Consider the following 25,265-nt stretch of genomic DNA (forward strand, 5'->3'; position numbering starts at 1 on the left):
TCATTAATGCTCCTTCAATAGATTGGATAATACTCCTGAAATCACTTTTAATGGATCACTCGCCTTTTGTGTTAAACAAAGCATAATGCCACCCTCGATTGAAGCCGTCATCATCAGAGCTATGGAATCAGCCTTTTCTTTTGAAAAACCATCTGCTGCTAACTTATCCGCATAAATTCCTTGAATCTTTATATATAGGAAAGAACAAGCTTGTCGAACGGGTTCACTAAGTGACGCCATTTCGCTCACCATGCTGCTAAACGTATAACCCGTCACCGTTCCCTCTCGTTCAAAGTCCGCTATTAATTTTTCAATCATGGCCTCTGTAGCTTCCTCAGCCGTTGAATGCCGTTCAAAAATATCCTCAATGTCCGTAGTAATAGCTTCGTTTAGCAACTGAAGGCAAGCGATTAGTAATTCTTCCTTTCCATTAGGAAAATGATGATAAAGCGAACCTTTCGTAATCCCACACGCTTTTAAAATTTCGCTTAGCCCTACACCCTTGTATCCTTTTTGCTGGAAAAGAGCCGTCGCAGTGCTGATTATTTGCGATTTTGTATCCATTTCCGTAGTACACCTCCATCATACCGACCGGTTTGTTTAAAATGATATCAAAAAAATTTTCTATAAAGCAAGAGTTTTTTGTACCTTGTTAGTAATAGTTTTAATATTTTAGACACATTTATCGATGCGCTTTACGCTACACCAAAAATAAAAAAGGCTGCTAAAAGGGTCAGTGAGCTTATGGGGAAACCTCCATTAAAAACTCCCTCTGTCAGGTTTTCACTCTAAACCCTTATACCCTAAGGTTTTAGAGGGCAGATTACATTATGATGCCCAGTCACTTTCAAATGTATACAAATCTATTACTTAAAAGGCTAAGTTAATATTAAATTTGTAAATATTTATTAAAAGTGCCTTTACATACATTCATCATTTTTATCTGATAGATCTTACTCTACCTATATAATTTAGCACCAAATTCCCTTTATTTTTTTAAAACCACAAAATATAGCTGGTCTTTCTCTAATAAAACCAAACTTTTTTCTCATTTTTGAATGATTCTGTAATCTTCACATTTTCAGCATGTTCACTTTACATTCCTTTCCTATAATTTAATAGAAATTTCAAAAGAACGATAAAAATTGGAGGCATAAAAATGAAAAAAGCAAAATATATTGCTCCATTATTAAGCCTGGCGGTTTTATTCCCAACGGCTTCCAATGTATTAGCTGATCCTAACAAAAACATACCAGTAGAGAAAGTGGAATTTATCGGGATGGCTGCGCCTGACACAGACGAAGAACGTTCTAAAATGTATAGTGAAGCATCTGTTAAAGTTACATACAAAAACGGCACTCAACAAACCTTGCCACTAGAGTATAAATCCTTGTTTACACCTGGCAAAGAAATTAACGGAAAAATTGCCGGTGCAACTTATGACGCAAATGGAAAGATGATGACAAAGCCAGATGGAACTCCTTATCTTTCTTCTTCTCCAGATAGTAACACTCTCTTAAAAGTGAACGGAAAATTGTACATGGTGAATCATTATGAAAGTATTCCATCTAATGAGATAGGAAATATGCCAGAAGCGATGATGCTAAATACTGTTGAACAAAATAAAGAAACTGGAGAATTAACGGTAACAGATATAACTCCGATTGATTTTTCAGCTTACGGCGGAATTTGGACTCCATGTGCGGGTTCTTTATCTCCATGGAATACGCATTTAGGAAGTGAAGAATACGAGCCAGATGCAAGAGCTCATGAAGCAAATCCTGAAAACTCTTCAGTTACTCAGTTTGCCCGTAATTACTATCAAGATAATACAGTGATTGGTAATCCTTATCTTTATGGCTATGTTCCAGAGGTATCTATTGACGAAAAAGGACAGGCTACTGCAGTGAAACACTATAGCATGGGACGTCTTTCCATTGAAAATGTAAAAGTAGCACCAGATAATCGCACTGTTTATTTTGGTGATGACGGCAGCTATACAATGGCATTTATGTATATCGCCGATAAAGTTAAGGATTTATCAGCAGGAACGCTATATGCAGCAAAATGGAATCAAACGGGCGAAGAAAATGGTGGTTCTGCTAATTTAGAATGGATTAAATTAGGCCACGCAACAGATGAAGAAATTAAAGAATTAGCTCAAAATACTACATTCAGCGATATTTTTGAAACGGCTACAGACGCAGAATACGCAAAAGCAAATGGATTCACAAGAACAAAAGCAGGCGGAAGAGATGAATGGCTAAAAGTAAAGCCAGGCATGGAAAAAGCCGCTGCCTTCTTAGAATCCCGCCGTTATGGTGCGCTTAAAGGAGCAACTGCTGAATTTAATAAGATGGAAACACTTGAAATGAATAAAGCTGATAATAAGATGTATATGACCATGTCCACAATCAGTGGCGGCATGACAGCTAATCCTGCTGATCCTACAGATGATATACATGTTCCTAAAATCAATGCGGGTGGAATCTATGAGATGAACTTAGCCGAAAATCAAACAGATAGTGATGGAAACAAAATTAAGAGTAAATATGTAGCCAATGAAATTAGCGGTCTACTAACGGGAGAAGACCTTCCTAAGAAAGATTCAGAGGGGAACAAAGCGAATGTAGATAAAATTGCAAACCCAGATAACATTACCTACTCTGAAAAAATGAGAACTTTATTTATTGCAGAAGATAGCGGTAATCACGTCAACAACTTTGGCTGGGCCTACAATATTGATACAAAGAAGCTTTCTCGAATTCTATCAGCTGCTGATGGCGGCGAAGTTACAGGAATTCAAGCCATTGATAACCTAAACGGCTTTACGTATTTAATGGCTGGTTCTCAAAGCCCAGGGAATGCCGGTTATCTATCCGGTCTCCCTTCCCTCGGAAACAACGGCAAAGACATTAAAGAAAAGAAATAACTTATTGCGGCTATATTAAAGAAGACCCTTATCTAAGTATATTAGGTAAGGGTCTTTGAGAGTGTAGATAAGGTTTAGTTTCAATGTTTCAGGCTGATTGAAAACATTTGTCCTTCGAGGCGCAAAGCTTGGCGAGGAGCGAGATGATCAGAACACCACAGCTAGAGAAACTTATTATCAATTTGGCCAACGATCACAAGGAGCAGTCGGTTTTTGACCAATGAATCCTTCTGCCTTTGCTGCAAGCCATGAACTTGTCCTACACAGGTACGAGCAAATTGCACAAAAAAGAGGCTGAGACAAGATGTCTCAGCCTCTTTTTACATTTTAGATTATTCTTCATCCATAAATGGATAAGCAACATCTGTAGTTGGTGCAAAGTTTTCTTTGATAACGCGAGGGCTCGTCCAACGAATCATGTTGAATACAGAACCTGCTTTATCGTTCGTACCAGATCCGCGAGAACCACCAAATGGTTGTTGGTTAATCATTGCACCAGTTGGTTTGTCATTGATATAGAAGTTACCAGCTGCGCCAGATAAGCGGTTTTCTAAGTACTGAATTGCTTGGCGATCTTGTGCAAAGATTGAACCTGTCAAAGCGTACATAGAAGCTGTATCAACAGCATGTAATGTTTCTTCTAATTGCTCATTTTCGTATACATAGATCGTTAAGACTGGTCCAAAAATTTCTTCCTTCATTGTTTTGAAGTTTGGATTTGTTGTCACAATGATTGTCGGTTGAACGAAATAACCAACAGAATCATCATACGTACCACCAGCAATAATTTCTGCCTCATCTGAACCTTTTGCATATTCGATGTAGCTTGTGATGGAATCAAATGCTGGTTTATCAATCACTGCACCCATGAAGTTACGGAAGTCACGAACATCCCCAACTTTAAGTTTTGAAACTTCTTCTACTAAACCTGTTTTTACTTCTTCCCACATGCTAGCTGGAATGTAAGCGCGAGAAGCTGCAGAACATTTTTGACCTTGGTATTCAAATGCTCCACGAGCAAGGCCAGCTACCACTTTGTCTGCTTGTGCACTTTCGTGAGCGAAAACAAAGTCTTTACCGCCTGTTTCCCCAATTAGACGAGGATAAGATTGATAGTTTGCAATGTTTTCTCCAACTGTTTTCCAAATTGTCTGGAACGTGCTTGTTGATCCAGTGAAGTGGAATCCAGCCATGCGAGAGTCTGTTAATACGACTTCTGATACTTGTGAACCACGAGAAGGCACGAAGTTGATTACGCCTTTTGGTAATCCTGCTTCTTCTAGAATACGCATAAAGTAGTAGTTTGCTAATAAAGAAGTTGTTGCTGGTTTCCAAACAACTACGTTCCCCATCATTGCAGGAGCTGCTGGTAAGTTCCCGCCGATTGCTGAGAAGTTAAATGGAGAAATGGCTAGCACGAAACCATCTAATGGACGGTAGTCTGTACGGTTCCAAACATTTTTCATGCTTGCCGGTTGAATTTGATAGATTTGGTTAGCATAATCAACGCCAAAACGCAAGAAATCGATTAACTCTTGAGCAGAATCAATTTCAGCTTGAATAGCTGTTTTGGATTGTCCTAGCATCGTAGCAGCATTCATTAGGTCACGGTATGGACCAGAGATTAAGTCAGCAGCTTTTAAGAAAATAGCTGCACGGTGCTCCCATGGCATATTTGCCCATGCTTCTTTTGCAGCCATTGCCGCTTCTACAGCATCACGTAATTCTTTTTCTCCAGCTTGTGAGTAGTTTGCTAGAACATGTTGATGATCATGCGGCATAACTACTTGCTTCACTGTATCTGTCTTTATATCTTCGCCATTAATAATTACAGGGATATCCACAACGATATCAGATTGGCGTTTTAATTCTGCCTTTAATGTTTCCCTTTCCTTTGTACCTGGAGCATATGTATTGCCAGGCTCATTTGTAGGTGTTGGGATTTTGAAAATTCCGTTACTCATTCTTTCACATTCCTTCCTGTTAAGAAACTTTGTTGCTTTAGTAGTGAAATATCATCTTTCATCGACAAATTATATCACACTTTTTTGCTTTTATGCTTCTTTTCTTACTTAGAAATATATAATATATTGCATTTTTCTACAAGCAATAACTCTTCTAGACTATTGATAGGTACTCTGAGCCTGAACAGCCAGATCTGCCTCCTCTTTATCCGCGCATATAGACACTACAATCTCCCTTCGCCTACATAGAAGAAAAGGCCTCTTACCAGCTTAGTGAACTGACAAAAGGCCTTCTCTGATAAGATAGCTTTAGCGAGCATCCAATTCTTATTTCACTTAAAAATTTCTTTGATCTTCTACTAATTATAATTGCTCATACCATTGCTTAGCAGCTTGCACTTCACTCATCGTTAATTGATGGCCGTGATGTTCCCAATGAACAGTGACCGCTGCCTGAGCACCTTCTAACAATTGTTGAAGCTCTAAGGACTCTTGCTGAGGACAAATCGGATCATTTATTCCAGCTGCTATAAAGACTTTCTTTCCTGATAAATCGGGAAGATCGATGCCTCGTCTTGGCACCATCGGATGATGCAATATGGCTGCTTTTAATGAATGGGCATAGTGGAATAACAAACTCGCTGCGATATTCGCACCGTTTGAATAGCCAATGGCCACGATATTTTCACGATCAAATTGATATTTACTAGCTGCTTCATCTAAGAAATGATTCAGTTCATTTGTGCGGAAAATTAAATCCTCTTCATCGAATACACCTTCAGCCAACCGTTTAAAGAAACGCGGCATCCCATGCTCTAATACATTTCCTCGCACACTTAATATAGAAGCTTCCGGATCAACAATTTCCGCCAATGGCAATAATCCACGTTCGTCTCCACCTGTACCGTGCAATAACAGCAATACCGGTTTACCGGATTTTTTTCCTGATTGAAAAATGTGTTTCATTTTATTTCCTCATTTCTAGTGTTGTCCATTTTATTGGGGCCGTTCCATTTAATACCTGTATTCACTAGTCCAATGGACGTACATTAATAGGAATTAACGATTTTTCTAAACGGTCACGGAACTGTTCATATTGTGGTGGTAACATAAGATGAGTACCCATTGTCTCATGCGTTTCATCGTGTGCGAAGCCTGGGGGATCTGTTGCAATCTCGAACAATATTTCCCCTGATTCGCGGAAGTAAATCGCATTAAAATAGTTACGATCTTTAATTTCTGTTACATGTTGGCCTTTATCCATTGCATAGGCTTGCCATTCCAAATGATCATGATCATCATTTGCCCGCCACGCGATATGATGTACAGTACCAACTCCCATCGTTCCTCGGACACCAGTTGTCATTTTCAAGTCAATGATATTACCAATGTCTGCCGTAGATTTAAAACGTATATAGTCATCTTCTGTTCCAACTACTTCCAGTCCCATTACATCAACTAAGGTGGCTTGAGTTTCTTGAGGGCGACTTGAGTAGAGAATCGCACCTCCAAAACCCTTAATCGCAACGTCTTTTGTAATGCTGCCGAACATCCAGACGTTTTCTTCCCCACCTTCACGTTCTACGATTTCAAGTTGTAAACCATGTGGATCTTCAAATTGTACATACCTTTCACCAAATCGTTCTGCTATTGTATAGTCTATATTGAATTTAGCGAATCGGTCTTTCCAGAAATCCAATGAACCTATAGGAACGACATAAGTTGTGACACCAACTTGTCCATCTCCTATCCGGCCTTTGTATGCCTCTGCCCAAGGGAAAAACGTAATAATGGTTCCTGGCTTGCCACCTTCATTTCCAAAATACAAGTGATAGGTTTCTGGATCATCGAAGTTAACCGTTTGCTTTACAAGCCGCAAGCCAAGTATGCCTGCATAAAAGTCAATATTTTCTTGTGGATGACCCACAATGGCAGTAATGTGGTGAATCCCCGCAGTCTGTTTTTTCATCTTTTTCTCTCCAATTTATTAGTTGGTCTGCCCTTGTTTTTACTCATACATCAAGCTTATTCAATGGGTCCTAATTTCGCCTCGATTTCAGTACGTCTTGATTCTAAAAATGGCGGCAAGTCGAGTTTTTGACCTAGCTCTTTAACGGAAGAATCAGCCGTGAAGCCCGGTCCATCAGTCGCTAACTCGAACAAAATTCCATTTTCCTCTCTAAAATAGACACTTTCGAAGTAATATCTGTCCGTTGCCTTCACAATCTTTAAACCTGAGTCTTTAATGCGCTGTTCCCATAGCCGTAGCTCTTTACTATTTTTCACTCGAATCGCTAAATGATGAATGCTTCCTCTGCCCGGTTTTTCATCGGGTCCCTCTTGTTCGACAATCACAATTTCTCCAAAAGATTGACCTTGTATTGACTGATAAATAGCTTGTTTGTCAGTGCGTGATATTAGTGTGTAACGAAAAATATTTTCCAACGTGCTGGACAAACGACCTAAAGAACGAACGGTTATTTCAACCGGGCCCATTCCAAGAATGCGGTGCTGCTGTTCCACACTAGCATCATCCCACTCTCTCCAATGGTCCGGAACAGGTTCCCCGTTATGATGTAACAACACCATGCGGAGTCCTTCTTTATCCTCAAAATGAAGAGCATCTCTTCCTGCATAGGTGGTCACTTCTCCATGTTCTACCCCAAATAAAGCGAACCGCTCTTTCCAATACATAAGACTTTCAATGGATGGCACCAGCAATCCAATTCTAGTAATAGCATTAGTCCCTCGATGAGTATGCCCAACAAATGGCATTTCAAAAAACGTTAATCCTGTTCCTGGGCTCCCTGTTAAATCTCCGTAAAACAAATGGTACATCGATGGATCATCTTGATTGACAGATACTTTTACCCTGCGTAAACCAAGTACATGTTGATAGAAATTATTATTTTCTTTTGCATTTTTTGTAATCATGGAAATATGATGATGCCCTGCGATTTTTTCCATTTGTCCTCACCCATTCCTTTATAAAATGGAGTACAACGACTGAGCATATCCTTCAATAAACTTGATATCGATTTGCACAGTCTTCATACTAGATAACACTATGTGCATGGTACCATGCACATAGTGTCAGGCTGTTGACAAACGTTTCAATCAACGTGATGTCCTATATTAACGAATCGTTTTTAAAGCAGTAGCCCACGGAATCACTTGATCTAACATTTGGTTTACTGAGCTTTCTTGTACCTCTTTTGGTTTAAAATCTGTTCCATTTTCAAAATCAGTGAATAAGGACAATGCTGGATGAACACGCACATCCGCTACGGATAACTCGCCCAAGATCCCGCGTAAATGTTCTGCTGCACGAGCCCCGCCTACTGAACCGTAAGAAACGATACCAGCAGCTTTGTTATTCCATTCTTCACGTAAGTAGTCTAATGCATTTTTAAGCGCGCCTGTTATCGAGTGGTTATATTCTTGTACAATAAACACGAAGCCGTCCTGTTTTGCAATAATTTCTGACCATGCAGCTGCTCCTGAAGCGTCAGCACCTGGTTCACCTAGTAACGGTAATTTGTAATCTGCGATATCAATGATTGTATAGTTTGCGTCACCGCGTTTGTCTGCTATTTCCTTTACCCAAGCACCTACTTGCGGACTTACACGTCCTTCACGAGTTGATCCTAAAATAATACCGATATTAATATTAGTCATTGATGGTTCCTCCTTTGGTTGTGAGCCGAATAATTTAGTTAAAAATCCCATATTGCTAATGTCACTTCCTTACAAGTATTCTTTATCGAAGTGCTTTGTGCTGCGAACGGTATCGATCGGCCGCACGAGTGACTCGATTTTTTCACGTTTTTCTTCAAAGAATGGCGGCAAAGATAGCTTTTCCCCAAGTGTTTCATAAGGTTCATCCCCCATAAAACCGGGACCATCTGTTGCAAGTTCAAAAAGAATAGATGGAGCCACATTTGTATATAGCGAACCAAAATAATAGCGTTCGACATACCCGGAATTCGGAAGATTAAATCCAGCCAACCGTTGCTGCCATGATTCTAAGTCTGCCCGCTCATCCACCCGAAAGGCTGCATGGTGAACTGTGCCAAATCCTTGGCGTGCTTGAGGCAAAACGGTATTGTACTCAACAATAACTTGCGCACCGTTGCCGCCTTCCCCCATTTCAAATAAGTGGAAAGACTCTTCTTGTGCAACTTCCTTCATATGAAATACTTTTTCCAACACTTCCTTGAAATAATCAAAATAAGCTGTCCGCACAAAGAAAGGTCCTAATCCTGTAATAGCATACTCAAGAGGAATTGGTCCTTTTTGCCATGGCGTACCAGAAGCAACGCCCTCATTTTGTTCATCTGAGATCAGTTGATAATGCTGATCATCAAAGTCCACAAAAGATAATACCTTTTTACCAAACTGCTCTTGAATTCCTTCATGTTTCACATCGTATTTATCAAATCGTTTCACCCAATAAGTTAACGCTTCATCAGTTGGTACCCGGAAGGAGGTTTTGGATATCTCATTGTTTCCATGGACTCCTTTTGGAATGCCGTGGAAATCGAAAAACGTCATATCTGTGCCCGGGCTCCCTGCATCATCCGCGAAAAATAAATGATACGTTTGAATATCATCTTGGTTGACTGTTTTTTTGACTAACCGTAAACCAAGCGTATACGTAAAGAAATCATAAATTTTTTCTGCGCTGCTTGTAATCGCTGTAACGTGATGTACGCCTTTTAGTGCGTTCATTACATGATTTCCTCCTATCAATATCTCGAATTCGAGATATATAGTTAAAAATAAAGCTTGTTATGCCTTAGTATAGGGAATTCTATTGAATCTATACATCAAAGCTGGCATAGATTCAATAGAATCATTCCCATGTGTATGAACTTAAGCTTGTGGATTTACTTCTAATTCCACTGTAATTTTGATATCTTTTCCTACTAATACGCCGCCTGTCTCAAGCGCTGCATTCCAAGTGAGTCCAAATTCTTCACGGTTAATTTTTGTGGATGCTTCAAAACCGTAAACTTCCACTCCCCACGGGTTTGTACCTTTACCGCCGAATTCAACGTCGAATGTTACAGGTTTTGTCACGTCTTTAATCGTTAGATCGCCCGTTACTTTGTAGTCATCGCCATCTTTTGAAATGTTTGTTGATTTAAATGTGATAGATGGGTATTTCTCTGCATCAAAGAAGTCGCCTGACTTCAAGTGATTGTCACGATCTTCAGAGCGAGTATTAATGCTTGCTACATCAAAAGTAAAAGCAATATTAGCTGTTGTTAAGTCTGTTAGATCTGCCGCTTCTACTTCTGCCGTGTAAGAATCAAAATTCCCTTTCACTTTCGAAACCATCATATGTTTTACTTCAAATCCAATGCTAGAGTGTGATTGATCCACCGTAAATTTTGCCATTATACATTTCCCCCTTGAGTATATGTTTTTTAAATTTAAGATAGTCTTCAGAAATAAAGCTGGAAAAAATAATCATTAGCCTACCAAAGCCTTAACAATTATCTCCAAATAAGCTATCTTGAAATAATTTATCTCGAATTAAATTATCTTTAATTAGAGATAAATTTAACACATAAAGGAGATGTGTGTCAACATGTTTGGAAAGATTATTTTTTAATTTTTGTTTGGGATTTTTAGTTTAGGATCATCAGAATGGAAAAGTCATGTCCTCAGGTCAAGCCATTCATCGTTGACTGTAACGAATGAGCTATATTGTACCCTTACAAAAAAGCCTCTCATCAATTTGATGAATTGATGAGAGGCTTTTTGATTTAGAGTGTTTAGTAACGCTTGCCGCTAGCAAAATGATCACGATTTGATAAAGATCGCTCTATCCCTTAATATATCAATGTTTATAGATGAATTTTTCAACAAAGGTATAGGCAAACCTCAAACCACCTTGTATTTTGCTTTAGGTTCTCCTTCATCAATGTCACTTTGCCAAAACGTCTTTTTAGAAAACATGCTTAATAAAATCGGAACAACTAATAATACGATGGTTACATAAATAATATGGTAGACCGATAAATGATCTAAAATAGTGCCACCGAGTGCACTTCCAAACACAATTCCAAAATTAAAGGTACTGGACTGGAGAGAAGTTGCAATGTCTTTTCCCGTTCCTACTTGTCTTGTCACTGCAGCCTGGAATATTGTAACAAGCGCGCCAAACGACACACCCCATAAAAGGAAAGCAAGGTGTGAGACATATAGCATTCCCTTAAAGGCTACAAACAAAAACATTGTTCCAAAAGCCAAAGTTAACATAAAGACCGTCAGAGATCCAAGGTGATCATCCACTACTTTACCTGCCAGTACAACCGATATAATCGTTCCCGCACCAAACAAGATGGAGACCAACTTTATACCACCGGCTACACCAAAACCCTCTACAAGCGGTGAAATATAAGTATATAAACCGTAATGCGCCATAATAGTAAAGAGGGTCACGACTAAACAGATGACAACAGATTTATTGCGTATAATGTAAAATGGTGAATTAGCAGCTGTTCGTTTTTCCCCTCCAACTGAAGGTAAAATAATTTGCCCCAAAATGGCAATGACAAAAATAATCGCAGAAAGAACGCCAAACTCTATTCTCCATCCAAAACCTGTACCAACGGTTGTCATAATCGGCAAACCGACTCCCAGTCCAAGGGTACTTCCAGACATTGTAACCGCAATGGCTCTTCCATGTAATTTTGAGGGTACTAGCCGCATAGCATAAGCAGAGACCATTGGCCACAATACACCCGCACTGATCCCTCCAACAAGTCTAGCAGCCGCCGTTAGAAAATAAGATGAGGAGAAAGCAATGATTAAATTTGAAACCCCAAATACATACATTAATATCGTCAAAAGTTTTTTTCTATTCATTGACATCGTTAAGGTAATTAATGGAATCGTTCCCACAGCAGATGCAATGGCATAAACGCTTATTAATAACCCTATAGATGAATACGATACATGCAAACCTTCACTCATTTCAGTCAGGATTCCCGATGGTACTAATTCTGATAAGATCCCCATAAAGCTAACGCTTGAAAGGAGCACTAAATACAACCACGGAAATCTTTCTTTCTTCTGTCCCATATTTCCTCCATTCTCCTTACCATTCTTGCAATTGCACTACATTATGAAAAAATATCTTTCATTCGGACTTATTTAATTGTATACACTGGGTCATTCAAAAACAATGTATACACTTCATATCAATTTTCCTTTTTATGGAATTCATTATCCAAAACTACCTTCCTCCCTTTTCGTTATTCCTCCGCATGACCTTGAGTCTGCGAAATGATCACGTTATATGTATTTCGTTATTTATTCACTTAAAAAGGAAACGCTATTTGGGATTTATATCCAATTATTGATTAGGAGACTTAAACAATGAAAAAGCTTTATAAGAACATACAATAGAAAGGGAAAAGTGAAGCCGCAGATTTTTAGGCGCAATAAGGTGTTTTTAAATTTATAAGATGCTAGGAACCACCCAAAATTTATGCATAAAAAAACTTCCCATAAGTTTATTCAACTTATGGGAAGCCTTCTTTTCATTCCTGTATACTAGCAAAGTGTGATATACCAAGATTTCCGGGAATTTGAGGTGTGACACCTTTAACATGAATTTACCGTTTTCCATGAGATTGTGTTAGCAAAATGCTAACATTTTGCTAACGTATATTTTTCAATTTCAAATGAAATCAGCTTTTTATCGCATCTATTATAATAAAATCTTTGTGATGGGGTTGCCTCTATTCATTATCAGCGAACTCACATTAAAAAGGAACACCTTCCTCTAACTCCTCTATCGGTTTGCCGCCCTAATATTTGGATAGAGGCAGGTCTTTATTGTTTCTTTTGTCATCTGCGATAATAACACATTCTTAAAAGTGGCAATATGCGTTAATAAATTTTGATAAAGTAAATATTCTCAACATATAAAAAGAGCATTTACATTACTATTGCTTTTTCAGAATTAATTTTTCATTTACAAAAAGAATCCTTTATAACCAACAAAAAATTCTCCACCATAATTATCAAGTGTAGATTGAATGAATGAAATCAGTTCAGTTTTATCATTTGTATTCATATATATTTTTGTATATTTAACTAGTTTATTACACATGTCTTTATCATATGATTTAAGGCTTCTAGCAGCCCACTTTCCTTCACCAACCCAATAGCCATCTGCCCTTAAAATGAGTTCAGTTAACCTATTTATTAACATATTTAAAATAAATAAACTTTCTTCAAAGTCTTCTGAACATCTAAAGTCTGACAAAAAATCTGTAATTTGATACCTTACTTCATTTATTTTGTCCTCATCCCAACGTTGTGGACCCTGTTCATAAAGTATTTTCGCCTCTGTTTGGATTTTCTTCCCTTCACCTTGTTTATCTTCTACAAGTAGACCTTCGGCACACATTTTAATGATGGTGGGCATCCCTGTATTTCTTGCTATTTGAAATTCAAACTCTAGAGATAAAGCCGTATGAATAAATGCTTCTATTTTCCATCCAAGAAAGTGATAACATTCAAGTCTTGGTGTTTCTGTTTCATCGATTATAATTAAGTCAATATCAGATTCTGTTGTTAAATTTCCATAAACAGCACTTCCACCTACCCAGGCTATATCTGCCTCAGGATAGTGTGAAACGATAAACTGTTGGGCTATTCGCTTGATTGAGTCTCTCATATGAAACACCTCCCATACTAGGGTATTCACCTAAATGATTAGTGTTCTAGAACGCAGGAGCTATTCCTGAACATTTTTTGCGCTCACTTCTATTTGCTTTGTAAGCGACGATATCCACCTTCTAACCCCTATATATCCAAGAAACTTCCAAACATTGACACACGAAATAAAGAGGGAATTGAATACATCAAAACAAACTCCCCATCTATTTATAGGTTTGATTTTGATAAAAATATTATCTATATCACAAAAACGTACTATAATTCGAAAAACATTACTAAAGAATATCGATTACTTCTGCCTAATAAAAATAATTCCAGATGAAAAATTGTGGTGGATGAATCGAACATCGAACTTTTTAGAAGACATAAACAAGATCAAGAACAATTATTAATCGTTTGGGCATTCCTTACAATGATGAGGGCTATGCCTTTGTCAATTTTAATCGCCATTCCGTAAAGTAGATGGCTAGATTACTAGAAAAGGGAAAATTTAATCCATGGCTTCCCCTTCACTCTATATGCTGTTGTTCCTAATCATGGTTTGTCATTTGTGCAATGGGGGGGAAAAACAGGATTACACGTTAATCCCACTTTTCTGCTTTTCAATCGCTTCTCGTTATTTAATATATCTTTATCTAATGGGCCATCAGGTCATACGCATCTTGTGGAGGGTTCTTTTCCGCATTCAGAAACACCGAATCAAACTTGATATATTCACCCGGTTAACTAAATACTTATATGTCAAAAATAGTTGGAGAAATCCCGATAGTAACTAGATGAAGAAAGATGCATTGAAAAAAGTAACATATTTATATCATGATGCCTAATCGATTATCAAAATAAATTAAGCACCCCATAAATTTTTATGGAGTGCTTTTTTAATTAAAATCAATGTGATTTTCTAGATATAATAACACCTTTGGGGATGCTGTAACCACTGATAAATCAACATTTATCAGTTAAAGATTACATCATGCCGCCCATTCCGCCCATGTCAGGCATACCCATGCCGCCAGCGTTTTCTTCTGGCTTGTCAGCAACAACTGCTTCTGTAGTTAAGAACATAGAAGCAACAGATGCTGCGTTTTGAAGCGCGTAACGAGTTACTTTTGTTGGGTCAACGATACCCGTTTCGATCATGTTTACCCACTCGCCAGTTGCTGCGTTGAAGCCGATGCCGATTTCTTCGCGTTTTAAGCGATCCACAACGACAGATCCTTCAAGGCCTGCGTTGAATGCGATTTGGCGGATTGGCTCTTCAAGCGCACGAAGAACGATTTTCACACCAGTTGCTACGTCGCCTTCTGCTTCTACTGCTGCTACTTTGTTGTATACGTTCACAAGGGCTGTACCACCACCAGAAACGATTCCTTCTTCAACCGCTGCACGAGTTGCGTTTAATGCATCTTCAATGCGAAGTTTGCGTTCTTTTAATTCTGTTTCTGTAGCCGCTCCAACTTTGATCACAGCTACACCGCCAGCTAATTTCGCTAAGCGCTCTTGTAATTTTTCACGGTCAAATTCAGAAGTAGTTTCTTCTAATTGAACGCGGATTTGGTTTACGCGAGCTTCGATTTGAGCAGAGTCTCCTGCCCCTTCAACGATTGTTGTGTTTTCTTTAGAAACGACAACTTTTGCTGCGCGTCCAAGTTGAGTGATGTTTGCAGATTTAAGGTCAAGACCTAAATCTTCTGTGATCACTTCACCGCCAGTTAATACAGCGATGTCTTCAAGCATTGCTTTACGGCGGTCACCGAATCCAGGGGCTTTTACCGCTACAGCATTGAATGTACCACGTAACTTGTTCACTACAAGTGTCGCTAAAGCTTCGCCTTCTACATCTTCAGCGATGAGTAAAAGCGGTCTGCTTTGTTGAACCACTTGCTCAAGTACAGGAAGTACTTCTTGAATGCTTGCAATCTTTTTATCAGTAATTAAGATATATGGATTGTCAAGAACGGCTTCCATTTTATCAGAATCCGTTACCATGTATGGAGAAGCGTAGCCGCGGTCGAATTGCATACCTTCTACTACGTCAAGCTCTGTAGTGAATCCTTTTGATTCTTCGATTGTGATAACGCCGTCGTTGCCAACGCGCTCCATTGCTTCAGCGATCAATTGGCCAACTTCTTCGTCAGCAGATGAAATCGCTGCAACTTGTGCGATCGACTCTTTGCCCTCGATTGGCTTAGAGATTTCTTTTAATGCTTCCACAGCTGTTTGAACAGCAAGGTCCATCCCTTTACGTACGCCAACAGGGTTTGCGCCTGCTGTTACGTTTTTCAAGCCTTCGCTGATCATCGCTTGTGCAAGAACAGTCGCTGTAGTTGTACCGTCACCAGCTACGTCGTTTGTTTTGCTTGCTACTTCAGCAACAAGCTTCGCACCCATGTTTTCAAATGCATCTTCCAGCTCGATTTCTTTCGCGATTGTTACACCATCGTTTGTGATAAGCGGTGAACCGAATTTTTTCTCAAGAACCACGTTGCGTCCTTTAGGTCCAAGAGTTACTTTTACGGCATCCGCAAGCTGATCTACCCCGCGAAGCATCGCGCGGCGTGCTTCTTCGCTAAATTTAATCTCTTTAGCCATATGAAAAACCTCCCTGGTTATTTGAATTATTTTTAATCGTTAAGTATTTGTTTATTATTCACCTGTTACAGCAAGGATGTCGCTTTCACGAAGGATTAATAATTCTTTGCCTTCGTATTTCACCTCTGTACCAGCATATTTTGAGAAGATGATACGATCACCGACAGCTACTTCAAGGGCTACTCTTTCTCCGCTTTCAAGTACACGGCCATTGCCGACTGCCACGATTTTGCCTTCTTGTGGTTTTTCTTTCGCTGAATCTGGCAGCACAATGCCGCTGGCTGTTTTTTCTTCTGATTCAACCAGCTCAATTATTACGCGATCACCTAGTGGTTTTAACAAGTGAAACAACCTCCTTGGAATATATGTAATATTTTTATTCATTAGCACTCTCCACTGAAGAGTGCTAACCCAATTAATATAATAAATAAAATGATTTTTTTTTGCAAGGGTGAAGTAAGTTTTTTTACAAATCATTTTTTAAATGGAATAAACTGCTGAAAATCTCTTCCGTTTGAATGATGCACTATTTATTAGTAAAATACTCTTTAGGCACTATGAGGCATAATAGCCAGTCTTTGTGACATCTATCAGAGGGGTCACTTGACTGCTTTGCTATACACTTAAAGAATGTGCGATTCCACTTTTATTGTTATCTAGTTCCACCGCCTAGCCGCTCGAGGTCATATGCCAGTCCGGCTGTGCGGCTGAACAACGCCGCTTCGCCAGCTCGGCATATGCTTGTCGCGGCTGAACAGGCGATTCCACTTTAACATAAAGGAGTTCTTTTCATTTGAAGAAGACATATGGCTATATTCTAATTGTTTACATTGTCATGCAACTGACGGGCTTGGTTGCTCCTCTGCTTATATTTAAAGCGGGACTTGCTTTTGGAGGTGATCCGCAGACGCTGCAAAAGCTTATTCCCGGCTACTGGCTCGTCTTCAGCTTCATGGCTGCCCTGATTATTGTATTGCTTCTTTTACGGAAAGATGCTAGAAACAGCCGGCTTGAACGAATGGCGCCGCTGCCAGTAGGACAATCTGCCTTTTGGGCCATTGCTGGTGTCTTTTTAGCTTTGTTCGGCCAGCGGATTGCGATTGCGATCGAAACCGCTTTAGGCATTGAAATGGGATCTGAAAATACGGAGACCATCATTCACATTATTGAGCTTGTACCGCTGATGATGGTTGCTACAGCTATTTTTGGACCGATCCTAGAGGAAATCGTATTTAGAAAGATTATTTTCGGCAGTTTGTATGAAAAGTTCCCGTTTTGGGTGTCGGCTTTAATCAGTTCTGTTATTTTCGCCCTTGCCCATGCCGAACTCGAACATATTATTCTTTATTCATCAATGGGATTTACCTTTGCTTTTCTATATGTAAAAACAAAAAGACTGCTTGTTCCTATATTCGCCCACGTTGCCATGAATTCCTTGGTCGTTGTTGTACAATATTTTTACGCGGATGAATTAGAGCGGATGATGAAAGAAGCAGAACAAATACAAAGCTTTGCTACTTGGCTTTTCTAAGCTCACAGCTTTAGATTTTGGAGGAATTAGATGAAACAATCACCGTTAACGACTGGGATCCTCTACTTGATCCTTGGTGCGTTCTTTACTTATTTAGCGATTCAAGATGTGAACACGGGCGGATTTGGTTTTTTCACGTACTTGCTCATTCTGCTGGCAACGATGGACATTGGGTCTGGCATTCGCTTAATCTTTATGCACTTTCGCTTGAAAAGCAGCGAAAAAAAATAAGGCTGTTCCTTCAAAAGCTGACTTCCGCTCCTTGCGGAAGTTCGGCTCTTTTGTTGGACAGCCTTATTTCATTCTGTGTTTCCTGCTTCTATTTCTGCCTGCAGTGTTTTTTTATAGCTGATTTTTGAAATCCAAATGCTAATTTCGTAGAGAATCACTAAAGGAATCATTACGATAATTTGCGATACTACATCCGGCGGTGTGATCACACCTGCTATCACAAGCAAGATGAAATACGCATAACGGCGGACTTGTGAAAGAAACATCGGTGTAATGATACCAAGCCTTGTTAAAAACATCGTGACCACTGGCAGTTGAAACAAAATGCCGAATGGAAGCGTAATTTGAAACAAAAACTGAAAATACTCGTTAATGCCAATAACCTGCTCAATGTGCAAGTTTCCGGATAGCTTCATCATGAAATGGATGATATATGGAAACAGCACGAAATAAGAGAAAGAAATCCCAGCGAGAAACAAGACAACCGATAACGGAATGTAGCTGAGTGTTACTTTTTTCTCTTTCTCCAGCAGCCCAGGACTAACGAAAGCCCATAATTGATAAAGAATCATTGGACTAGTCAATATAAAAGCGATCACAAATGCCATCTGAAAATAAATCTTCAAAGGGTCTGTCACGCGGAAAGCATTCATCGTTAATTCCTTTGCCTCGTCCGCATGCTGTAAATAACGGATAATCGGCTCAGCTAAGAACAAACCGGCAATCATAGCTAGGAACAAGAAAACGATTACTATAATGAGTCGTTTTCGCAATTCGCCGATGTGTTCATATATTGTCATGTCTTGTCGACTCATTGTCATTCATCCTAACCTTACTGAGGGTCTTTCTTATCCTCTGGTTTATCGTCATCTTCTGCAAGCCCTTTTGTCGCATTCTTAAACTCTTTTAGCGTATCGCCTGCTGCGCGTCCAAGCTCGGGAAGTTTTTTCGGTCCAAAAATTAATATGGCTGCTCCGGCAATTAAAATGATACTACCTACACTTAATCCCATTTATGCAGCACCTCCTTTTCTCCATCATAACCGATTTTTCGGCATAATTCTATTCTGACTTTTCTTCTGAAGCTTCCGGATAATTCTTTAAAAAATAGACTAAGGATTGCAATTCAACCGCTAGGTCAATATGATGTACCCGGAGCGTCGGCGGGACATTTAATCTTGCCGGTGTAAAGTTCAATATCCCTTTAATGTTACAGTCAACAAGACGATCTGTAATGCTCTGTGCTGCCGTTGCCGGAACCGTTAAAATGGCTACAGGCACTTCTTTTGAACCCAGCGTCTCTTCTAGATCATCCATATGGTAAATCGGGACGTCTCCAATCACTGAGCCTACTTTTCCCTCATCTACATCGAATGCGATTTGAATCTTCGTATTGTTATTCTTCATAAAGTTATAATTCAAGAAAGCGGTACCTAAATTCCCTACCCCAATAAGAGCTACGTTTGTTACCTCATCTTGATCAAGTGTTTTACGAAAAAACGACAGTAAATAACTGACATTATAGCCGTAGCCTTTTTTGCCAAGTGCGCCAAAGTAAGAAAAGTCACGACGAATCGTTGCTGAATCCACTTTAACCGCTTCACTTAATTCTGCAGATGAAACCCGCTGTTTACCAGAAGAATGCAGGTTTTGGATAAATCGATAATACAAAGGCAGACGCTTGGCCGTCGCCTGTGGAATCTTTAATGAATCATGGTTCATGTCTATACCCCCAGCGCTTGCTGCTCCATTCTTTAACCTTTTGATTCAATCACTTCTTCCATCATACAATATTTTGCACGGCTTGTCTTTGAACTTTATGATCCTTTCTATCATCCATAAGAGTGAAAGAGAATTGCCCATGCCTATAGAATCAGCTACACTAATAAGTAGAAAATTGAGGTGAGAAGAATGATTTTACTGCAGGTGCAACAGCTTACAAAATACTTTGGAGCAGAAATGGTCTTATCCAATATTAAACTTGAAGTCCAAACAAGAGATCGGATTGCCCTCGTTGGCAGAAACGGGGCAGGAAAATCCACTCTTTTAAAAATAATTGCCGGTATTCTTTCTTATGATTCCGGAAATATCTTAAAACCCAAAGACGTAACGATCGGTTACCTTGCCCAAAATACCGGGCTTGAATCGGACTTATCGATTATGGACGAAATGCTTTCGGTCTTTTCACATTTGCGCACTATGGAGAAACAGCTGCGCCGCTTAGAAGAACAGATGGCGGATCCTAATGTATATGAAGATACGACCCATTATGAACGGGTGACAAAAGAATACGATTTGCTGCAAAATGAATTTAAGGAATCTGGCGGCTATCAGTTTGAAGCAGATATCCGTTCTATTCTGCACGGCCTAAACTTTAGCGACTTCGATTATGAGACAAAAATTTCCACGTTAAGCGGCGGCCAAAAAACCCGGCTGGCCCTCGGAAAGCTTTTATTAACAAAACCAGATATTCTTATTCTGGACGAGCCGACGAACCATTTAGACATTGATACGCTTTCTTGGCTTGAACAATATTTACAAGGCTATAGCGGAGCGATTTTAATAGTGTCCCATGACCGTTATTTTCTCGATAAAGTCGTGAATCAGGTATATGAGATTTCCCGACAGCATATTAAAAAGTTCCATGGAAACTATAGTCAGTACTTGACACAAAAAGCAGAACAATATGAACGTGACATGAAATTGTTTGAAAAACAGCAAGAACAAGTAGCCAAGCTGGAAGACTTCATTCAACGCAATATTGCCCGGGCCTCCACAACAAAACGAGCTCAAAGCCGCCGCAAGCAGCTTGAGCGCATGGAACGGTTAGACCGGCCCGATGGTGACGAAAAATCTGCTAATATCATGTTTCAAATTGAAAAACAAAGTGGGAATGAAGTATTGAAAGTAAATAATTTAGCGATTGGCTATGACAAAGAAGTAATCGCCAAAAATCTTAATCTATACCTCCAGCGAGAAGAAAGCACGGCACTAGTCGGTCCAAACGGGGCAGGAAAATCGACGTTTCTTAAAACCATTGTCGATAAATTGCCGTTATTAGCCGGAAATTTTTCTCTTGGAGCAAATGTGTCTATTGGATATTATGACCAGGAACAAGCAAATTTAACGTCTAATAAAACGGTGTTAAATGAATTGTGGGATGATTACCCATCTAGTGATGAAAAAGAAATCCGGACGGTTCTTGGCAACTTCCTATTCTCAGGCGATGATGTCCTAAAGCCTGTCCATGCGTTAAGTGGCGGAGAAAAAGCACGATTGGCCCTTGCTAAGCTGATGATGCAGAAATCTAATTTCCTTGTTCTCGATGAGCCAACGAACCATTTGGATCTAGACAGCAAAGAGGTGCTGGAAAATGCGCTGATCGATTATCCCGGTACCCTTTTATTCGTTTCTCATGACCGCTACTTCATTAATCGCATTGCTTCAAAAGTAATTGAAATGTCCAGTGGCGGCATGACGGAATATCTCGGCGATTATGACTACTATGTCGCTAAAAAACAAGAACAAAAAGAGCTGGCCGAACTTGAAAAAACTGCTTTGCCAAAGGTAGAAGAAACAACACCAGCCGATTCGTCTAACTATTACAGCGACAAGGAACAAAAGAAAAAAGAACGGCAGAAGCGCCGGCGTATTGAGGAAATAGAAGAACGAATTGAAAGCCTGGAGTTGGAAGTAGAGGAAGCAGAAGACCTGCTTTGCCAGCCGGAAGTTTTTCAAGACCACGAAAAGTCTTTAGAGCTTCAACAAAAAGTGGAAGCTTGTCAATCAGAAATTGAGAAACTTATGCAGGAGTGGGAAACTCTTCATGAATAGAACATAAATAATAAGAATAAGTTATTTTTTTCACTTTTTATACACAGAGTTATACACAAACTAACATGCTTATTTTTAGGCTTCTAATTTACTTTTACACACTATCCACAAAATTAACTGGACTTGTCCACAAAACACACAGACTTTTATCAACATGAATAAAGTTTTTTCCACAAAATAATTAACTTATGCACAAACTATCCACAGTTTGTGAACAAAACGAAGGACTGGTCCCTTGTGAGGGACCAGTCCTTTTGAATTTTTGTTAGCGATTCACTTTTATGATTGTTCAATATCCAATCCTGGATAACCATTCATAGCCAAATCCTCAAATTTTCCCTGTTCGTATAAAATGGTACCCGTCGCTGCAATCATCGCTGCATTGTCTGTACACAGGCTTAACGGCGGAATGATCAATTCAATATCCTTTAATTCAGCAAACTGCTCCTCTAGAGCTTTTCTAAGCCCCCGGTTAGCCGCCACACCCCCAGCTAATAATACCTGTTTAACCTGATATTCCTTTGCTGCTTTGATTGTTTTTGCTGTAAGCACCTCAATCACGCTTTGCTGGAAACTAGCCGCTACATCTTCTGGCTTCAATTCTTGATTTCGTTGCTCGGCATTGTGAAGAGTGTTGATAACAGCTGACTTCAAGCCGCTAAAACTAAAATCATACGATCCCTCTTCAAGCCATGCACGAGGAAGATCAATCGTCGGCTCTCCTTCAGCTGCAAGCCGGTCAATGTGAGGACCGCCGGGATAAGGCAAATTCAATGTGCGTGCTACCTTATCATATGCTTCTCCTGCTGCGTCATCACGTGTTTCCCCAATGACTTCAAAGCTACCGTGTTCTTTCATCAGCACAAGCTCTGTATGGCCGCCAGAGACAACAAGCGCCAGCAATGGAAAAGTAAACTCTTTGATCAAGCGATTAGCATATATATGGCCAGCAATATGATGAACACCGATAAGTGGCAGCTGATGAGCAAAGGCTAACGCTTTTGCTGCATTGACTCCCACTAAAAGAGCTCCAACGAGGCCGGGGCCTTTCGTCACGGCAATAGCATCAAGATCATCAAAAGTCATATTCGCTTGTTGTAAAGTGTCTTCAAGCACTAACGTAATTTGTTCTACGTGATGGCGGGAGGCAATCTCAGGGACAACTCCACCGAATCGTTTATGGCTTTCAATTTGTGAAGAAACAACGTTAGCGACGATTTCCCGGCCATTCTTAATAATAGCGGCTGCCGTTTCATCACAGCTTGTTTCTAACCCTAATATATAGATATCTTTTTTCATCATAACCTCACCCACATTACTAATGCATCCTCTTGATTATCGGAATAATAATTTTTCCTGATTCCACCTGGTTGAAAGCCTAATTTTTTGTACAAACTTTGAGCAGGCTCGTTGCTCACCCGTACTTCTAATGACATAATGGAGGCTCCTCTCTTTCTAGCCGCATTCATGACGGCAACGAGTAACTCCTCACCTAATCCTCGGCCTCGATACTCCGGCAGAATGGCAATATTGGTGATCTGTGATTCATCCAGCACAAGCCACATGCCACAGTAACCTACTAACTTTCCTTCATATTCAGCTACATGGTAAATCGCAAAATAATTATTGTTCAGCTCATTAAAGAAAGATTGCTTTGTCCACGGTGTAGTAAAGCTGCTCTTTTCAATTTCATATACTTCATTTACATCATCAACCGTCATAAGACGGACAGTCATTCCACTCATTTACTCCTCCGCCTTCTGCTGTTCCAGCCATTTCGTTTCTGCCTCTGCCAAACGGATATAGTTAGGAACAAAAGAATGAAGGTCGGCAGCTGGCTCATGTAAGCCAAGACGGGCAAGATCGGACGGCCTTGGTGAAGCTGCAAGGCCTCCTTTTAACAGCGCTTGATCTGCCATTATCTCTTGTATAGACTCCGCATGCAGGTGAACATCCTCACCAAGAAAGAGAACTTCTCGATCTAATTTCTTCAATTGGCTGCACCAGTCTGTCAAAGCAATGTTCTGATCTTCCTCCACGGCGACTAGCTTTCCATCCTCAAAGCGGTATAGTCCGGTATATACTCTGCCGCGTCTAGCATCAAAAATAGGAGAAATATAAGACGGGTAAAAATAAGCAGAAGCCGCCAAAACAGCGAGACTTGATACTCCTGCTAAAGGAATCTTTAAGGACCAAGCTAACGTTTTGGCAATCGTTACGCCAATGCGCACACCTGTATAAGAACCTGGACCTTTCGCAACTACTATTTTGTCCAACTCTGCCGGCTTTACTTCGCATTCATTCATTAATGCCTGAATAGCCGGCATCACTCGTAAAGAATGATTTTTATTTAAATTAGTCATATGCTCACCAATGATTCGTTCCCCATCTAAAAGAGACACGCCCAGTGCATAAGTAGATGTATCAATCGCTAACACTTTCATTTCATTAACTCCTCACTCATCCTAACATATCGGTCGCCCTTTGGTTCGATGGAGATTTCACGTTCATCATTTCCTTTATGAGAAATAACAATTTTTAAATAGTGTTCAGGAAGCTGCTGCTCAATTAAATGAGCCCACTCTACTACACATACGCCCTCTCCATAAAAATACTCATCAAATCCCAAGTCTTCTTCTGCATCTGTCAGTCGATAAACATCCATATGATAAAGAGGAAGTCTCCCTTTATATTCTTTTATAATCGTAAAGGTTGGACTGTTTACATTTCGCCTGATTCCTAACCCTTTGGCGAGTCCTTGCGTAAAAGTAGTTTTTCCTGCTCCTAAATCGCCTTCTAGCAAAAGAACAGTACCGGGCTCCAAAAGATGGGCCAACCTCTCTGCAAAGGACTGAGTTTGTTCAGCACTCTTAGTGACAAATGTCAGTCTATCCATAAAAAGTCTCCCTTGTCGCATATAATATGTAATCGTAAAAAAACCTTAGGAATGATCAATCCTAAGGTAGTGTGTTGAATATAGTATATCTTAAATCGTTATATAAAAAAAGAAACGAAACAAAGTTTCGCTTAGTTGTAAAAGCTTATAGATAAAATGGCGGTCCGGACGGGACTCGAACCCGCGACCTCCTGCGTGACAGGCAGGCATTCTAACCAACTGAACTACCGGACCAAAATTGCGGGGACAGGATTTGAACCTGCGACCTTCGGGTTATGAGCCCGACGAGCTACCGGACTGCTCCACCCCGCGACGATAAAATATTTAATAACCAGCCTGGCAACGTCCTACTCTCACAAGGGGAAGCCCCTCACTACCATCGGCGCTGAAGAGCTTAACTTCCGTGTTCGGGATGGGAACGGGTGTGACCTCTTCGCTATCGCCACCAGACTGTATAAAGCTGAAAGAGTTTGTTCTTTCAAAACTGGATAATATGTTTCAGTAACCGGCAATACCATGCCATTGGTTTGTTGCTTTACACCATAAGGTGTTGTGGTTAAGTCCTCGATCGATTAGTATTCGT

At 39.9% G+C, this 25,265-nt stretch carries 24 protein-coding genes, 2 tRNA genes and 1 rRNA gene; 4 read left to right on the forward strand and 23 right to left on the reverse strand.

Annotated features, from left to right (window positions below):
* Positions 1-3: 3 nt before the first annotated feature.
* Positions 4-564 carry a TetR/AcrR family transcriptional regulator gene (locus A8F95_RS06045; protein ID WP_065409724.1) on the reverse strand — a complete coding sequence of 187 codons (561 nt, stop codon included), beginning with the start codon at positions 562-564 and terminating at the stop codon, positions 4-6.
* Between the two features lie 595 nt (positions 565-1,159).
* On the opposite strand from A8F95_RS06045, the gene A8F95_RS06050 reads away from it, so the two are divergent.
* Entirely contained in the window at positions 1,160-2,932 is a 1,773-nt protein-coding gene (locus tag A8F95_RS06050) for a PhoX family protein (protein ID WP_065409725.1), read from the forward strand.
* A gap of 332 nt (positions 2,933-3,264) precedes the next feature.
* On the opposite strand, the gene pruA is transcribed toward A8F95_RS06050, so the two are convergent.
* From pruA to A8F95_RS23180, 12 genes are all read right to left on the reverse strand, one after another.
* Positions 3,265-4,896: an L-glutamate gamma-semialdehyde dehydrogenase gene (gene pruA / locus A8F95_RS06055; protein WP_065409726.1), complete on the reverse strand. Its 1,632-nt coding sequence runs from the start codon at positions 4,894-4,896 to the stop codon at positions 3,265-3,267.
* 363 nt (positions 4,897-5,259) lie between these two features.
* Positions 5,260-5,862: an alpha/beta hydrolase gene (locus A8F95_RS06060; RefSeq protein ID WP_065409727.1), complete on the reverse strand. Its 603-nt coding sequence runs from the start codon at positions 5,860-5,862 to the stop codon at positions 5,260-5,262.
* 64 nt (positions 5,863-5,926) lie between these two features.
* The gene (locus A8F95_RS06065) at positions 5,927-6,865 is read right to left on the reverse strand and encodes a ring-cleaving dioxygenase (RefSeq protein ID WP_065409728.1); all 939 of its coding nucleotides are present in this window, start codon (positions 6,863-6,865) and stop codon (positions 5,927-5,929) included.
* A 56-nt stretch (positions 6,866-6,921) separates the two neighbouring features.
* Positions 6,922-7,863 carry a ring-cleaving dioxygenase gene (locus tag A8F95_RS06070; protein WP_065409729.1) on the reverse strand — a complete coding sequence of 314 codons (942 nt, stop codon included), beginning with the start codon at positions 7,861-7,863 and terminating at the stop codon, positions 6,922-6,924.
* A gap of 168 nt (positions 7,864-8,031) precedes the next feature.
* On the reverse strand, positions 8,032-8,625 hold the full coding sequence (locus A8F95_RS06075; protein WP_065409730.1) for an NADPH-dependent FMN reductase: 594 nt from the start codon (positions 8,623-8,625) through the stop codon (positions 8,032-8,034).
* 18 nt (positions 8,626-8,643) lie between these two features.
* Complete coding sequence (locus A8F95_RS06080; protein WP_065409731.1) at positions 8,644-9,627, reverse strand: ring-cleaving dioxygenase; 984 nt, start codon at positions 9,625-9,627, stop codon at positions 8,644-8,646.
* A gap of 144 nt (positions 9,628-9,771) precedes the next feature.
* Positions 9,772-10,299: a YceI family protein gene (locus A8F95_RS06085; RefSeq protein ID WP_065409732.1), complete on the reverse strand. Its 528-nt coding sequence runs from the start codon at positions 10,297-10,299 to the stop codon at positions 9,772-9,774.
* A gap of 489 nt (positions 10,300-10,788) precedes the next feature.
* Complete coding sequence (locus tag A8F95_RS06090) at positions 10,789-11,991, reverse strand: MFS transporter (RefSeq protein WP_065409733.1); 1,203 nt, start codon at positions 11,989-11,991, stop codon at positions 10,789-10,791.
* Between the two features lie 898 nt (positions 11,992-12,889).
* On the reverse strand, positions 12,890-13,597 hold the full coding sequence (locus A8F95_RS06095; protein ID WP_065409734.1) for a nucleotidyltransferase domain-containing protein: 708 nt from the start codon (positions 13,595-13,597) through the stop codon (positions 12,890-12,892).
* 968 nt (positions 13,598-14,565) lie between these two features.
* Complete coding sequence (gene groL / locus A8F95_RS06100) at positions 14,566-16,191, reverse strand: chaperonin GroEL (protein WP_065409735.1); 1,626 nt, start codon at positions 16,189-16,191, stop codon at positions 14,566-14,568.
* A gap of 54 nt (positions 16,192-16,245) precedes the next feature.
* A complete protein-coding gene (gene groES, locus A8F95_RS06105; protein WP_065409736.1) occupies positions 16,246-16,533 on the reverse strand; it encodes a co-chaperone GroES in 288 nt (95 codons plus the stop codon).
* Between the two features lie 341 nt (positions 16,534-16,874).
* Positions 16,875-16,997, reverse strand: coding sequence for a hypothetical protein (locus A8F95_RS23180; protein WP_281181744.1), 123 nt, complete (start codon positions 16,995-16,997; stop codon positions 16,875-16,877).
* Here A8F95_RS23180 and A8F95_RS06110 point away from each other — a divergent pair.
* Both A8F95_RS06110 and A8F95_RS06115 read left to right on the forward strand, forming a co-directional pair.
* Positions 16,985-17,722, forward strand: coding sequence for a CPBP family intramembrane glutamic endopeptidase (locus A8F95_RS06110; RefSeq protein WP_065409737.1), 738 nt, complete (start codon positions 16,985-16,987; stop codon positions 17,720-17,722). The two genes, A8F95_RS23180 and A8F95_RS06110, sit on opposite strands and share 13 nt — an antisense overlap.
* Positions 17,723-17,752: 30 nt before the next feature.
* A complete protein-coding gene (locus A8F95_RS06115) occupies positions 17,753-17,953 on the forward strand; it encodes a YdiK family protein (protein WP_049659829.1) in 201 nt (66 codons plus the stop codon).
* A gap of 68 nt (positions 17,954-18,021) precedes the next feature.
* Here the strand turns inward: A8F95_RS06115 and tatC are convergent, their stop codons facing one another.
* Genes tatC through A8F95_RS06130 form a run of 3 tightly spaced genes read right to left on the reverse strand, consistent with a single transcriptional unit; the run spans position 18,022 to position 19,674 of the window.
* Positions 18,022-18,768 (reverse strand): twin-arginine translocase subunit TatC, encoded by a 747-nt coding sequence (gene tatC, locus A8F95_RS06120; protein ID WP_065409738.1) that lies wholly within the window; start codon positions 18,766-18,768, stop codon positions 18,022-18,024.
* Positions 18,769-18,785: 17 nt separating this feature from the next.
* A complete protein-coding gene (locus A8F95_RS06125; protein WP_049659822.1) occupies positions 18,786-18,965 on the reverse strand; it encodes a twin-arginine translocase TatA/TatE family subunit in 180 nt (59 codons plus the stop codon).
* A 49-nt stretch (positions 18,966-19,014) separates the two neighbouring features.
* On the reverse strand, positions 19,015-19,674 hold the full coding sequence (locus A8F95_RS06130) for a redox-sensing transcriptional repressor Rex (protein ID WP_065409739.1): 660 nt from the start codon (positions 19,672-19,674) through the stop codon (positions 19,015-19,017).
* Between the two features lie 189 nt (positions 19,675-19,863).
* Here A8F95_RS06130 and A8F95_RS06135 point away from each other — a divergent pair, with 189 nt between their 5' ends.
* Positions 19,864-21,786: an ABC-F family ATP-binding cassette domain-containing protein gene (locus A8F95_RS06135; protein ID WP_065409740.1), complete on the forward strand. Its 1,923-nt coding sequence runs from the start codon at positions 19,864-19,866 to the stop codon at positions 21,784-21,786.
* A gap of 279 nt (positions 21,787-22,065) precedes the next feature.
* On the opposite strand, the gene tsaD is transcribed toward A8F95_RS06135, so the two are convergent.
* From tsaD to rrf, 7 genes are all read right to left on the reverse strand, one after another.
* Positions 22,066-23,085 carry a tRNA (adenosine(37)-N6)-threonylcarbamoyltransferase complex transferase subunit TsaD gene (tsaD, locus tag A8F95_RS06140; RefSeq protein ID WP_065409741.1) on the reverse strand — a complete coding sequence of 340 codons (1,020 nt, stop codon included), beginning with the start codon at positions 23,083-23,085 and terminating at the stop codon, positions 22,066-22,068.
* Positions 23,085-23,531 carry a ribosomal protein S18-alanine N-acetyltransferase gene (rimI, locus tag A8F95_RS06145; protein ID WP_065409742.1) on the reverse strand — a complete coding sequence of 149 codons (447 nt, stop codon included), beginning with the start codon at positions 23,529-23,531 and terminating at the stop codon, positions 23,085-23,087. The genes tsaD and rimI overlap by 1 nt, the downstream gene beginning before the upstream one ends.
* A complete protein-coding gene (gene tsaB / locus A8F95_RS06150) occupies positions 23,532-24,230 on the reverse strand; it encodes a tRNA (adenosine(37)-N6)-threonylcarbamoyltransferase complex dimerization subunit type 1 TsaB (RefSeq protein WP_065409743.1) in 699 nt (232 codons plus the stop codon).
* A complete protein-coding gene (tsaE, locus tag A8F95_RS06155) occupies positions 24,227-24,682 on the reverse strand; it encodes a tRNA (adenosine(37)-N6)-threonylcarbamoyltransferase complex ATPase subunit type 1 TsaE (protein ID WP_065409744.1) in 456 nt (151 codons plus the stop codon). Before tsaE ends, tsaB begins: the two co-directional genes overlap by 4 nt.
* 157 nt (positions 24,683-24,839) lie before the next feature.
* Positions 24,840-24,916, reverse strand: a tRNA-Asp gene (locus tag A8F95_RS06160).
* Between the two features lie 4 nt (positions 24,917-24,920).
* Positions 24,921-24,994 (reverse strand) — tRNA-Met (locus A8F95_RS06165).
* 22 nt (positions 24,995-25,016) lie between these two features.
* A 5S ribosomal RNA gene (gene rrf / locus A8F95_RS06170) occupies positions 25,017-25,132 on the reverse strand.
* Between the last annotated feature and the right edge of the window lie 133 nt (positions 25,133-25,265).

It is taken from the genome of Pseudobacillus wudalianchiensis, from assembly GCF_001685015.1.
Lineage (GTDB): Bacteria > Bacillota > Bacilli > Bacillales > Domibacillaceae > Pseudobacillus > Pseudobacillus wudalianchiensis.

Coding starts and splice junctions, on each gene's coding strand:
- A8F95_RS06095 (WP_065409734.1), bottom strand. CDS start 13,597: ATGAGAGACTCAATCAAGCGAATAGCCCAACAGTTTATCGTTTCACAC.
- groL (WP_065409735.1), bottom strand. CDS start 16,191: ATGGCTAAAGAGATTAAATTTAGCGAAGAAGCACGCCGCGCGATGCTT.
- A8F95_RS06085 (WP_065409732.1), bottom strand. CDS start 10,299: ATGGCAAAATTTACGGTGGATCAATCACACTCTAGCATTGGATTTGAA.
- A8F95_RS06070 (WP_065409729.1), bottom strand. CDS start 7,863: ATGGAAAAAATCGCAGGGCATCATCATATTTCCATGATTACAAAAAAT.
- A8F95_RS06125 (WP_049659822.1), bottom strand. CDS start 18,965: ATGGGATTAAGTGTAGGTAGTATCATTTTAATTGCCGGAGCAGCCATA.
- A8F95_RS06075 (WP_065409730.1), bottom strand. CDS start 8,625: ATGGGATTTTTAACTAAATTATTCGGCTCACAACCAAAGGAGGAACCA.
- A8F95_RS06135 (WP_065409740.1), top strand. CDS start 19,864: ATGATTTTACTGCAGGTGCAACAGCTTACAAAATACTTTGGAGCAGAA.
- A8F95_RS06045 (WP_065409724.1), bottom strand. CDS start 564: ATGGATACAAAATCGCAAATAATCAGCACTGCGACGGCTCTTTTCCAG.
- tsaB (WP_065409743.1), bottom strand. CDS start 24,230: ATGAAAGTGTTAGCGATTGATACATCTACTTATGCACTGGGCGTGTCT.
- A8F95_RS23180 (WP_281181744.1), bottom strand. CDS start 16,997: ATGTCTTCTTCAAATGAAAAGAACTCCTTTATGTTAAAGTGGAATCGC.
- A8F95_RS06080 (WP_065409731.1), bottom strand. CDS start 9,627: ATGAACGCACTAAAAGGCGTACATCACGTTACAGCGATTACAAGCAGC.
- tatC (WP_065409738.1), bottom strand. CDS start 18,768: ATGAGTCGACAAGACATGACAATATATGAACACATCGGCGAATTGCGA.
- tsaD (WP_065409741.1), bottom strand. CDS start 23,085: ATGAAAAAAGATATCTATATATTAGGGTTAGAAACAAGCTGTGATGAA.
- rimI (WP_065409742.1), bottom strand. CDS start 23,531: ATGAGTGGAATGACTGTCCGTCTTATGACGGTTGATGATGTAAATGAA.
- A8F95_RS06130 (WP_065409739.1), bottom strand. CDS start 19,674: ATGAACCATGATTCATTAAAGATTCCACAGGCGACGGCCAAGCGTCTG.
- A8F95_RS06060 (WP_065409727.1), bottom strand. CDS start 5,862: ATGAAACACATTTTTCAATCAGGAAAAAAATCCGGTAAACCGGTATTG.
- A8F95_RS06050 (WP_065409725.1), top strand. CDS start 1,160: ATGAAAAAAGCAAAATATATTGCTCCATTATTAAGCCTGGCGGTTTTA.
- A8F95_RS06065 (WP_065409728.1), bottom strand. CDS start 6,865: ATGAAAAAACAGACTGCGGGGATTCACCACATTACTGCCATTGTGGGT.
- A8F95_RS06115 (WP_049659829.1), top strand. CDS start 17,753: ATGAAACAATCACCGTTAACGACTGGGATCCTCTACTTGATCCTTGGT.
- tsaE (WP_065409744.1), bottom strand. CDS start 24,682: ATGGATAGACTGACATTTGTCACTAAGAGTGCTGAACAAACTCAGTCC.
- pruA (WP_065409726.1), bottom strand. CDS start 4,896: ATGAGTAACGGAATTTTCAAAATCCCAACACCTACAAATGAGCCTGGC.
- A8F95_RS06090 (WP_065409733.1), bottom strand. CDS start 11,991: ATGGGACAGAAGAAAGAAAGATTTCCGTGGTTGTATTTAGTGCTCCTT.